Raw genomic sequence first — 11,846 nt, forward strand, 5'->3', positions numbered from 1 at the left:
AATTTATTATAATCTTGCAAAAAAGGAATGGCAGATTTGAAGGTTTTGGAGTTGATTTATGTAGTAAATAATTTAGATAATTACTTTACTTGAGCTTAATGAAGTTGATTATTCCAATTTTAAAATGAAGACTAATTTAACTTATAAAGAGATAAACAAATCACATAAGTAGTAACAGGAATTCAGAGGAAGAAAAGAAGGGAATAGCGATGAAAATTTTAGAAGCTAAAAACATCGTAAAAGTTTATGGGAAAGCCAATGATGAAGGGTCAACGACTGCATTAAATGGTATCAACCTTTCTGTGTCGGAAGGAGAATTTGTTGCGATTATGGGGCCTTCAGGCAGTGGGAAAACAACCTTGCTAAACATATTGAGTGGAATTGATAAGCCAACTTCTGGAGAGATCTTTATAGAAGGTCAAAAGTTGAATGAAATGACCGGAGATGCTTTGGCGCGGTTTCGTCGTAGAAAGTTAGGATTTGTCTTTCAGGACTTCAATCTATTGGAAAGTTTAACGGTAAAAGAAAATATTATACTGCCGATGATACTCGAAAAGAAAAGCGGACCAGAAATGGAAAAGAAGGTACAGGAACTGGCAAGTCTCTTTGATATTGAAGCGATTTTAAATAAATATCCCTACCATATCTCAGGTGGACAACAGCAACGAACAGCCGTTAGCCGTGCATTGGCAAATGAACCACAGATTATATTTGCGGATGAACCGACAGGGAATTTGGATTCCAAGTCTTCTACCGTCATTATGGAATGTTTGAAAAAAGTGGTACAAGAGTTGTCAACCACTATACTTCTAGTAACACATGATGTTTTCGCTGCAAGCTATTGCGAGAAGGTTATCTTTATAAGGGACGGGTCCGTTCATTCACACCTAGAGAAAAAATCGGATCGGAAAGCTTTTCTGGATGATATCATGAATCATCTCGCTCTCTTAGGGGGGAGGCAGGATGACATTTAACAAAGTCGTCTGGAAAATGGCGAAGTATCATTACAAGAAATATCTTTTTTATCTTGCATGTAATAGCTTGGCTATCCTTTTTTTCTTTATGTTTATGACAGTTTATTTTAATGAACAACTTGTTGCATTGAAGGAAATAGAAGGGATCCAAAGTCTTCTAGCAATACCGGGAGCTGCACTTATTGTGTTTACCGTATTTTTCATCAGCTATGCTCATCAAATTTTCATGAAGAAAAGGCGGAGTGAGTTTGGTCTACTTATGACACTAGGGATGACGAAACGCGATATTAGCAAACTAGTGCTAATAGAAAATAGCATAATTGCTGTAATAGCGATCATCATTGGAATTGGAGCAGGGACATTTTTTTCTCGGTTCTTTTTTTGGTTGTTATTGAAAGGAACAGGTATTCAGGAAGTTGCCTTTCATCTTAATGCAGACATGTTCATCTATTCCATCGGTGCTTTCATGCTCGTCTTTATTGTATCGATAGCACAATCCCTTTACTTAACGATGAATAGAGATATTATGGAGAACTTGAAAACGGAAAAAATGACGGAAAATACGGCGTTTAAACATCCGGCTATCGGAGGGATTGGAGTAGCATTTGTCGTTGGTCCATTATTGGACTTTTTGTTACGTATACCGATCCTGATGGCGGTGAATATCTCATGCTTTGGGCGATGATAACTTTTATCGGTCTGTATATTGCTTTAAAACATTTGACCTCTTTTTTTATCGGACTCATTAAAAAGAATAAGAAACTTTACTATGGTGGATTGCTTTATTGGACGAGCATTGATCATAAATATAAACAATTTACCTCGATTATGATACTCGTTACTATTATGGTGATGACCACACTTCTATATAGCACAATTGTATTTTACGGCTATACGGAGACTGGAAAAGAAGCCATCGAAAGAAATCCTTATACAATCGCGTTTATTTCGACGGACAGTAAAAATAATTTACCTGCAGATGAAGTTCATGCAATTTTTGATGAATATGAAAATCCTGTAGAGGAGCATTTTACTATCCCAGTCTATTTTAAATTTGAATGGGATGATGATGGTTATCCTTATACGGTTACCTTTATGCCTCTTAGCGCATTCAATGAGGTGACTGCAAGTGGATTTGAATTGCAGGGTAAGGAATTAATCTATCATTTAAATATCAGTACGGAGGATCCTGAAAGTATATCCTATGGTAGGGAATTACGTTTCTCAATTGATGGAGAAGAAATCCTTTATGATTATACTAAAGTAATTGGGGAGAAACGCTTTAATTATTTGGATGAGTTTTTTATTATAAACGATGCGGAACTAGAAACGTTGAAGGGTAATTTAGATGGGCTTGAAGCAACAGCCCATTTCATTAATGTTAAAGATTGGAAGGACTCGGAAGAAGCAGTTTTTGCATTGGAACAAGCTTTTAAAAGTTATAACGCCACTACTCCGAATTTGAATGTTGAAAATATTCTTCCGGAAGAGGAACTTTTTTACGTTGATTCTCTGGTGAGTGATTATTCAAACCGCATGAATTCAGAAGGTATTCATTTTTTCGTGGCGATCTTTTTAAGCGTTTTATTCTTTATCGGTTCCTTTCTTCTGCTGTACATTCAATTATTTTCAGAAATTGATAAAGAGGAACTGAGAATCCGCAAGCTGTTTCGCAATGGAATTACAAGTAAAGAAGTGAAAGGATTAGTATCCCGGGAAATCACGACCATATTTATGCTGCCGACCTTACTCGGGTTAATAATTGCATTGTTATATCTTGTTGCGATGGCAACAGATATAGGAGGCGTGTTAGCAAACCCGGGGATTTTGTTCCAGTTTCTCTTGATTGCCGGAATTTACTTTGTGATTTTAATAATTTTTCTTATTTATGCCAAGCGAAAGATGTTTATGGAGATTGCTGGTTTTAGGGAGGAATAATTCTAATTTTTCAACAAGTGTTATTAAATAAATGAAGCCCATTTTTAGTAACTAACAATATTTTGAGGAAATTTAATTAAATAATTTGAGGAGGAATGAATGAAAAATGAGTATTCTATTTAGGAATGAATTGTACGTAAAGGACATTGAGGAATCCTTAAACTTCTATGAAAACATTATCGGGTTAGAGTTGTATGGCAGGAGTAAACGGGGTGCACGATTTAATTATGATTGCTTTTCATTGTTGCTTACTGCTGAAGAGGTGTTGGGAGATAAGCATTACTTTAATAATAAAGCTAAAAGTGAGATTAAAGGAAATGGCTTTGAAATGATTATTGTTGTAGACGAACTGGAAGAGGTGTACCAGCGATGTCTGGACAACAATTACCCAATTGAGGTGGAAGTGGAGAAATATCCGTGGGAGATGAGGGGCTTTAAAGTGGCTGATCCGGATGGGTATTTTATAAGGATTACTTCTAAGTGAGATTTGTGAGATCGTATACTTAAACGAGTAGGATGGAATTGTTCAGTAAAACAACAGGATTGTTGAACAGTTTTTATCATGAAAAGACTGAAGTACAGACGTTCGTGAATGTATGTTCTGTATGTTAAGATATAGAAAAACAGAGGGGAATACCGACTATGGTTACATTAAAACCTTTTTCAAGTAAGTATGTAGAGGAGTTAAATTCTTTTGAGCTACCTGAAGAACAAGCACAATTCACTGCATTACCAAGTAAGATTTTAGAGGAGATTGAAGGGCAACATCGAATTGTTATACTAGATGAAGATGAACCTGTAGGCTTCTTTTTATTGCACGAGACGGAACGTGTAAAGGAGTACTCCGATAATCCTAACGCGATGTTATTAACGGCATTATCGGTTAGCTATGCAAAGCAAGGGAAAGGATATGCTAAACAAGCTATGTTCCTGCTGCGTGATTTTGTTAAAACTGAATTTCCGGATTGTGACGAGATTGTATTAGCGGTTAATCATAAAAATATTCCTGCGCAGAGCCTGTATGCAGGAGTTGGGTTTACAGATACAGGCAGGAGAAAAAACGGTCCTATTGGTGAACAATTTATTTTGAAATTATTGTTGTGAAGTAACTGATTCTTTAGCGGGAGTTATTACTGTCGAAATTATTATGTCAGTTTAAAAAAATGGGGTATAATATATATAGAAAAGCGTAACATGATAGAAATCGTCTGGCGCGCCAACGCCAAACGGTCTAGTGCAATAGCCCTTCAAGGGGGCGACTCAATATACAGTGATAAAATAACTACCTTAAATTAGCTCGTCAGGCTAGGGTGGTTATTTTTTATTTGGAAATGACAGAATAGCTACGATTAGCGCTCCGAATGAAATCATCAGAACCATTGTTACCAAAAGTAATATTGCGATATTTGTATTAGGGATAATAACTTATTTTGTAATTTCTACGATAATAACACTCATAAAATAAGACAGCTTGATTAGATTTTAATTGATTTAGAATGAAAATTTCTTATTTACTTAACCGGCAATAGGGGGGACTTTCCATGTCAAAAGGATTGATACACCACATTGAACTATATGTATCAGATTTAAAAAAGACAGTAGATTTTTGGGGCTGGTTTCTAAAAGATTTAGGCTATACTTCTTTTCAAGAATGGGAAAATGGACAAAGCTGGAAAATAGATCAAACCTATATTGTGTTTGTACAGGCGGAAGATAGGTTTCTTGATACCCCATATCATAGATGCCGGGTGGGACTTAATCACTTGGCGTTTTATGCAAACTCACGTCGGCACGTAGATGAAATGACGGATAAATTACAAGACAGAGGAATAAATATTCTTTATCCGGAGAAACATCCCTTTGCTGGGGGAGAAAACCACTATGCCGTGTACTTCGAAGATCCGGATAGGATTAAAGTGGAGCTTGTGGCCCCCGATTATTGAGGTAACGCCGATTACGGATATGATTGTACAACTATTTAAAAACGGTTCGAACGTGTTGAAAAGCACCAGAATAATGAAAAGGCAAGCGTTTAAAAATCACCAATCATGAATAAGTGATTTTTCCGTATAAAACGTTTCTGAATAAAAGATTACTTCTATAGCTGCTCCAGGCATGTGCCTATTGAAAAATGATGTAAAATATGATATAGTTGCAGGAATTTAGCATTAAAACGTTAAAGGATTTAAGGAAGATACTGGATGATATTTAGTAATAGAAGGAGGTTATCCGATGAGAAGAATTACACTAGAAGAAGTCTTCCTGCATCCAATTACCCAGAAGTATCTCGAGCGTTCAGGGATTGCTCACGCTGTAGCTGTAACGGAGTATGCTTATATTTTTGCAAAACGGTTTGAAGTGGATGCGGATTATGCAACAAAAGCGGCGCTCCTTCATGATATTGGTCATTACACCTGGTATCGAGATGGTGAATGGGATTATGACCTTTATAAAGAAAATGATATCCATGCGATAAAGGGTGCAAGCCGGGCGCATAAATTATTAATCAGACTGGGTGAAGATCGTCACGCAGCGAAGAAAATAGCGATTGCTATCTTGCTCCATACGGATTCATACTTGCCGAATGGACAGCTGGAACTTGAACCGCTTCAGCGAGTTGTCGCCATGGCTGACGAAGCGGATGAAGAAGGTGGAGGCAATCATCATTATAGGGAGATTGACTTTGAAAATGCACTTCTGCGAATTCGTGCGCTTGATGTATAGATCAACAAGGATTTGCATGAGGGGAAAGAGGCTCGAGGTGTTAGTTAAATTAGAATCGAATAAAGTGATAAAAAGTCCGAATGAACAGGATGCGTGACGCATAAGGTAAACTGTTTGTTCGGGCTTTTTATTTTGATTGATACAACTCCCGTAACAATGGTACAATTTTATTGGTGGTATAAGTAGTGAAATTTTGGGGGTTAGTAGGTATGAAATCTTCCGTTCTAAAGAAGCTTTTCATTTATATAATTTTTCCTCTGCTTATAGTTTTCGTTGTTTTGCCACTTTTATCCAGTGATAGTTCCTACTTCGGAATGGTGCGGGTAGAAGAGAAAGAACTGAATGATGACGGCTACAGAATATCCGTCACGAGATTAGATACAGAAGAAGAGGTAAATGTTCATCTCAATGATGCTATTTTTTTTGATGCTGATAACAAACGAGTGCCTATTAATATTGTTTGGGAAGATATATATATTGGAGATGAATACTGGGTTTCTATGCAGAAGAAGAGTGTTCCGTACCGGTGGTTCAGCAAAGATAATTATAACTTATCAGCTTTTTACATGGAATAAAGCTCGGAGTGCCTTCTGACGGACACTCCGAGCTTTTCGTTTTCTTTATTCATTTTCTGCAAAATATTCTTCCATTGTTAGGTTATTCTCGACCATTTCCGTTGCCGCTTTTACTCCGACGTAACGTAAATGCCATGGTTCAAATTGGTATTGTGTTACATCTTCCTTACCTTCCTCGTAGCGGATGATAAAACCGAATGTGTGGGCATTTTCGGCGACCCATTGTCCTTCAGGAGTTTCTCCAAAATCGGTTGTCAACTGATAGGAGACACTTTCACTCGTAATATCCATGGCAAGCCCGGTCTGATGTTCGGATTCTCCAGGGCGTGCACTGAAGATGTTCGCTTCCTCTTCACCATGTTCATCCGCATATGCCTTGAACAGGGAGACTTGGGTATCATAGCCTCGATAACCGGACTGGGCAAACAGTTCATATCCCGCTGCTTCTGCTTCACTGAACAATGCTTCTAACGCTTCCGCAGCCGGTGCGCGTAATTGTTTTTTCGGTAAATCTTCTTCAAATGGGAACCTTACATCCGGGACGACAAGGTCATGGGGCTCATAGTCTTCCGGCAAAGCATTCTCTTTATTTATGATGGCAAGCTGGTCATATGGATTACCAACGACAAGCGATCCACTGTCTGTTGTTACTGGTTCGGCAAGTGGTGGGAGGCCCGCTCCTACTTCGATTGTGAGTTTTCCTTCTAAGATATTTTCCATGGCAGCCTGAGTTGCTTCATCATATACACCTGTTACATATAAATCATCCAGTTGTAATTGAATATCTGTAATTGCCCAGGTCGTTACATCCGAATAAACGCCGTCTATTGGGAGTGTGTAGCCGATTTTTTCCAAGTCTGCTTGCAGTTGAGCTACAGCTTCTCCTTCATCCAGTTTTTGCAATTCACCAGCTGGGGATGCAACATCCTCATCATTCACTTTAACATCTTTTTCCGTTTCTTTTGCTGCTTCCGAATCAGATGAATGATTAGATGTTTCTTCGCCGTCCGTACAAGCGGCTAGTAATAATAGCAATGTAAATAAGGCAATTATAATAGACTTCCGTTTCATTCTAATCCCTACAATCTACGTAATTTAAGTGGTTAGCATCCTACATTTTCTCATAGGAAACGAGGGAGAGCAAGGTGGGAAAGATAATTAAAACATACGTATTAGCTTTAAATGGAATAATCCGTTAAGTACGATTGAGTTGTGAACATGAGCATGTAATTCGAATTCTTGAATGTTCTTTGTAAATCACAACATTGTACAATGATTGTCCGACACTTTGCGATGAAAGCGTGACCATTATTGCTTGGAACGATGTTAAGATTATATATGTAGGAGGGAGAACGTTGGGGCTTGGTGATAGGAGTACAAAGATTCTAAATGAATTAATTAGTAATCCGAGCATAACTAGTGCATCAATTGAAAAGAAGTATAACTTAACCAAAAGACAATTAGGTTATAGCATCAAGAAGATTAATGAATGGCTCGAATTAAATGATCTTCCAATTATAGAAAGAACCAGGCAAGGACGATTTGTTATTAATCAAGCCATCTTTACAGAATTAGCTACCAATGAAAATATAATGCCTGTTTCAGATCCGAATATTCTAACTGAAGAACAACGTGTGTATCTTATTTTACTGATGTTGTTAAGCTCCAAGGAAGAACTATCATTAAATCATTTTACGATTGATTTAGACGTTAGTAAGAACACAATTTTAAGTGATTTGAAACAAGCTCAGGAATTAATAAATAATTATCACCTGGATATTCGCTACTCAAGAAAGCATGGTTATTTAATAGAAGGAAAGGAATTTCAAATTCGTAAACTTCTTATTTATATCACTTACCAAGTGTTGCAAATGAGTAATGGAGAAACAAGATTTAAGGAAATTGCTTTTCTTCATTCTCGTGAGATTGAAGAATTCACGAATCGAATTATAAAAGTGGAAAATGAACTAAGCTTAAGATTTACGGATGAAAAATTGAAAACGATGCCGCTAATTTTACTGCTTATCCTGAGAAGAGTTGAACAGGGCTATGTTATTGAAACTTTTCCCATAGAGTATGAAGAACTGTCTAATACAAAAGAATACCAAGCAACAGAAGAGTTGCTCTATGGTTACAAGAATATCGAAAAGTCAGAAAGGGTATTCATCACCTTACATTTATTAACAGCGAGTATATTCTCTTCAAATCTTGTAATGGAGGAAACAATACCAAATCTATTTCCGGCTATCGATAACATGCTTAGACAATTTGAAAAGAGTGCATGCATTTATTTAAAAGATAGGGACCAGTTACTAGATAAATTGTTTCAACATATTAAGCCAGCATATTACCGGATCAAATATCATCTGACGGACAGTATCGTTCACATGCAAGGGAAGTTAAGTTCACAATTTAAAGAGTTACATCATTTAGTTAAACGTTCAATTGGTCCGTTAGAAGACCTAATTGGTGAAACAATACCAGACAATGAAATTGCTTTCATCACAATGTTAATTGGTGGTTGGATGAACCGTCAAGGGGAGAGCATAGATAAGAAGGTCAAAGCAATTGTTGTTTGCCCACAAGGTGTTTCTGTTTCCAGGATTTTGTTTAACGAGTTGCGAGAGTTATTTCCAGAATTTGTGTTTTTAGACTTTCTGTCGGTCCGTGAATACCTTCATTATCCATTAGATTTTGATGTAGTATTTTCTCCAATATATATTGAAACAGAGAAAAAGCTTTTTGTCACAAAAACATTTCTTGGTCAGGAAGAAAGGAATCGTTTGCGAAATCAAGTCATGCTTGAGATCCATGGATATGTTCCGAACGACATTGATATTAATCAAGTAGTTGAGATCATATCTAACCATGCAGCGATTCGGAATGAAAAAGAGTTAGCTAGAGCATTAGAAGGTTATTTTAAACGCGATGATAATTCAGCCATTATCAAGCAAGTTCAAGAAAGTGATGAATTGAACCTAAATGAAATGATAACACCGGATAGGATTATATTAAGGAATACTGTTTCTTCATGGGAAGATGCTGTTCGAATCGCTGCAAATCCATTGGTCAAAAACGGAAATATTGATAAAAGCTATGTAGAAACCATGATTCAATATAGTTTACAAGATTCATATATCATCATTGGTCCGGGTATGGCAATTCCACATGCAGCTCCAGACGACGGTGTTCATAAAGTTGGAATGAGCTTGCTGAGAGTTCGGGATGGAGTGGATTATCTTCAGACCAATCGAATTCAGCTCATTATTATCATCGCTGCAGAGGATAAGCAACAACATCTACGTGCTTTAATGCAGCTTATGAATTTATCGGGTTCTGATGAAGATCGGAATGAAGTGATAAATGCCAAATCAACTGATGAGGTATATGAAATTTTATCCAGTTATTCCGATGAATAATTTATTTTTAATTAATATACCGAGGTGTAAATATGAGTGATTTAGTATTTGATGAATCTGTCATTCTATTGGATGTAGAGGGAGAGACAGATACACAAGTTTTAGAAATAATAGCAAAAAATTTAGTGAATCATGGGTTAGTGAAGGAAAGCTTCATCTCTGCAATTATGACACGCGAAGAAGAATATGCAACAGGGCTTCCAACTGCTGGGGTATCAGTTGCTATTCCTCATACTGATGTAGAACATGTTATTAAAAAAACTATAAGTGTTGCCGTTCTGAAACAACCTGTTGATTTTAAAATTATGGGGGATGATAGTGAAACAATCCCCGTCCAATTAGTATTCATGTTAGCGATGGATGAAGCGGATTCTCAGCTAGTATTATTACAACGGCTCATGCAGATTTTTCAAGAAGAAGACACACTGAAATACATTATTCGTCAAACGAATAAAATAAACATTAAAAATTTGCTAGAGAAGAAATTAGTAAGTATTGCATTTGAAGGAGGTGAAAAATAATGGCGAAAAAACAAGTACTAGTAGCATGTGGTGCAGGTATTGCAACTTCTACTGTAGTAAACAGTGCAATAGAAGAGATGGCTAAAAATAACAATATTGATGTTGACCTAGTTCAAATCAAAATTGCTGAGGTACCTTCGTATGAAGAAACAGCTGATTTATTAGTAACTACTGCAATGACGAAAAAAGAGTATAGATTCCCAGTGATCAACGCACAATCATTTCTTACTGGCGTCGGTATAGAAGATACAAAGAAACGTATTTTGAAAGAACTTAAAAAGTAAATAATAGTCTCGGCTTTTCTATTCTTGAAAAGCCGAGGTAATAAGCATGATAGGGGGCTATTACAAAAATGCAAACATTTGTAGATTTTTTGCAAGCTTTCTTAGATTTGGGAGCAACGGTAATTCTGCCTGTAGCTATATTCATTTTAGGTTTGTTTTTTGGCCAAAAACCTGGTAAAGCATTTCGTTCAGGTATAACAATTGGTGTAGCGTTTGTTGGTATCTTCTTAGTAATCGATTTGTTGACACTTAACCTAGGTCCTGCAGCTCAATCAATGGTTCAACGACTAGGTGTCGATTTGAATGTAATTGATATTGGCTGGCCGGCGACTTCATCTATTGCCTGGGCATCCGTAGTAGCGGCATTTATTATTCCTTTAGGGTTAGTAGTTAACGTTGTAATGCTTATAACAAAAACCACCAAAGTAATGAATGTAGATATTTGGAATTATTGGCATTATACATTTATGGCAGCTTTAGTATATACCATATCTGGTAGTGTTATTCAGGGACTAATTGCGGCTGTTATTTTCCAAATTGCATGTTTGAAAATTGCCGATTGGACAACTCCTATGGTTCGTGACTTTTATGAAATGCCGGGTGTATCAGTTGCTACTGGCAGTACAATTTCATATGCACCATTTATTCCTTTAGTGAAATTACTTCAAAGGATACCTGGTTTAAATAAATTAAATGCAGACCCAGATTCTATCCAAAAGCGTTTTGGGGTATTCGGAGATTCAATGATTATGGGATTGATTCTTGGCGCTGCGATTGGCGTATTAGCAGGATATGGTGTTGGTGAAGTTATTAACATAGGTATGTCTATGGCAGCTGTTATGGTATTGATGCCTCGTATGGTTAAGATATTAATGGAAGGTCTTATGCCTGTATCTGAATCCGCGCGTAGCTGGTTAAATAAACGATTTGGTGAAAGCGATATTACAATTGGACTTGATGCCGCAGTTCTTTTAGGTCATCCATCTGTAATCGCTACAGCCTTAATCTTGACACCAATTACAGTGATTTTAGCGGTCATATTACCAGGTAACGCAGTACTTCCCTTTGCTGACTTAGCAACAATCCCGTTCGTCATTGCATTTATTGTCGGTGCTTCTAAAGGTAATATTATTCACTCTGTGATTGTTGGAACGATTATGATAGGGTTCTCACTTTATATGGCAACCGATATTGCCCCAATTATGACAGATATGGCAATTTCAGCTGAAGTCAACTTACCAGAAGGATCCGCGATGATATCTAGTATTGACCAGGGTGGTAACTTAATAAACTGGATTATCTGGAAGATATTTGGAATTTTTAATTAAATGAAATGACGTAGTTAAATTGGTAAATATTAATATTTAATATTAACTCTTCGAAAACCTTAAATCGACAGTAATGATATAGC

General features: G+C 36.8%; 13 protein-coding genes. 12 read left to right on the forward strand and 1 reads right to left on the reverse strand.

Annotated elements, in window-relative coordinates; genetic code table 11:
• The first annotated feature begins 209 nt into the window (after positions 1–209).
• The 8 genes from SPD53_RS09175 to SPD53_RS09210 all read left to right on the forward strand — a co-directional run bounded on the left by SPD53_RS09175 (position 210) and on the right by SPD53_RS09210 (position 6,211).
• Positions 210–974 carry an ABC transporter ATP-binding protein gene (locus tag SPD53_RS09175; RefSeq protein WP_336252356.1) on the forward strand — a complete coding sequence of 255 codons (765 nt, stop codon included), beginning with the start codon at positions 210–212 and terminating at the stop codon, positions 972–974.
• On the forward strand, positions 964–1,659 hold the full coding sequence (locus SPD53_RS09180; protein WP_336252357.1) for an FtsX-like permease family protein: 696 nt from the start codon (positions 964–966) through the stop codon (positions 1,657–1,659). Before SPD53_RS09175 ends, SPD53_RS09180 begins: the two co-directional genes overlap by 11 nt.
• On the forward strand, positions 1,656–2,912 hold the full coding sequence (locus tag SPD53_RS09185; protein ID WP_336252358.1) for a hypothetical protein: 1,257 nt from the start codon (positions 1,656–1,658) through the stop codon (positions 2,910–2,912). Before SPD53_RS09180 ends, SPD53_RS09185 begins: the two co-directional genes overlap by 4 nt.
• Before the next feature lie 106 nt (positions 2,913–3,018).
• Positions 3,019–3,396 (forward strand): VOC family protein, encoded by a 378-nt coding sequence (locus SPD53_RS09190; RefSeq protein ID WP_188857187.1) that lies wholly within the window; start codon positions 3,019–3,021, stop codon positions 3,394–3,396.
• Positions 3,397–3,554: 158 nt separating this feature from the next.
• Complete coding sequence (locus SPD53_RS09195) at positions 3,555–4,016, forward strand: GNAT family N-acetyltransferase (protein WP_336252359.1); 462 nt, start codon at positions 3,555–3,557, stop codon at positions 4,014–4,016.
• Positions 4,017–4,453: 437 nt separating this feature from the next.
• The gene (locus SPD53_RS09200) at positions 4,454–4,855 is read left to right on the forward strand and encodes a VOC family protein (RefSeq protein WP_336252360.1); all 402 of its coding nucleotides are present in this window, start codon (positions 4,454–4,456) and stop codon (positions 4,853–4,855) included.
• Between the two features lie 289 nt (positions 4,856–5,144).
• Positions 5,145–5,636: an HD domain-containing protein gene (locus SPD53_RS09205; protein WP_336252361.1), complete on the forward strand. Its 492-nt coding sequence runs from the start codon at positions 5,145–5,147 to the stop codon at positions 5,634–5,636.
• Positions 5,637–5,845: 209 nt separating this feature from the next.
• Positions 5,846–6,211, forward strand: coding sequence for a hypothetical protein (locus SPD53_RS09210; protein WP_156856062.1), 366 nt, complete (start codon positions 5,846–5,848; stop codon positions 6,209–6,211).
• Between the two features lie 45 nt (positions 6,212–6,256).
• Here the strand turns inward: SPD53_RS09210 and SPD53_RS09215 are convergent, their stop codons facing one another.
• Complete coding sequence (locus tag SPD53_RS09215) at positions 6,257–7,282, reverse strand: D-alanyl-D-alanine carboxypeptidase family protein (RefSeq protein ID WP_336252362.1); 1,026 nt, start codon at positions 7,280–7,282, stop codon at positions 6,257–6,259.
• A 284-nt stretch (positions 7,283–7,566) separates the two neighbouring features.
• On the opposite strand from SPD53_RS09215, the gene SPD53_RS09220 reads away from it, so the two are divergent.
• The 4 genes from SPD53_RS09220 to SPD53_RS09235 all read left to right on the forward strand — a co-directional run bounded on the left by SPD53_RS09220 (position 7,567) and on the right by SPD53_RS09235 (position 11,763).
• Positions 7,567–9,630 (forward strand): BglG family transcription antiterminator, encoded by a 2,064-nt coding sequence (locus SPD53_RS09220; RefSeq protein WP_336252363.1) that lies wholly within the window; start codon positions 7,567–7,569, stop codon positions 9,628–9,630.
• Positions 9,631–9,662: 32 nt separating this feature from the next.
• On the forward strand, positions 9,663–10,151 hold the full coding sequence (locus SPD53_RS09225; RefSeq protein ID WP_188857171.1) for a PTS sugar transporter subunit IIA: 489 nt from the start codon (positions 9,663–9,665) through the stop codon (positions 10,149–10,151).
• Complete coding sequence (locus tag SPD53_RS09230; protein ID WP_188857170.1) at positions 10,151–10,435, forward strand: PTS sugar transporter subunit IIB; 285 nt, start codon at positions 10,151–10,153, stop codon at positions 10,433–10,435. Before SPD53_RS09225 ends, SPD53_RS09230 begins: the two co-directional genes overlap by 1 nt.
• Positions 10,436–10,503: 68 nt before the next feature.
• The gene (locus SPD53_RS09235; RefSeq protein ID WP_188857169.1) at positions 10,504–11,763 is read left to right on the forward strand and encodes a galactitol-specific PTS transporter subunit IIC; all 1,260 of its coding nucleotides are present in this window, start codon (positions 10,504–10,506) and stop codon (positions 11,761–11,763) included.
• Positions 11,764–11,846 lie beyond the last annotated feature (83 nt).

Source organism: Oceanobacillus sp. MO10714A (genome assembly GCF_037072045.1).
GTDB classification, from domain to species: Bacteria; Bacillota; Bacilli; order Bacillales; family Amphibacillaceae; genus Oceanobacillus; species Oceanobacillus indicireducens.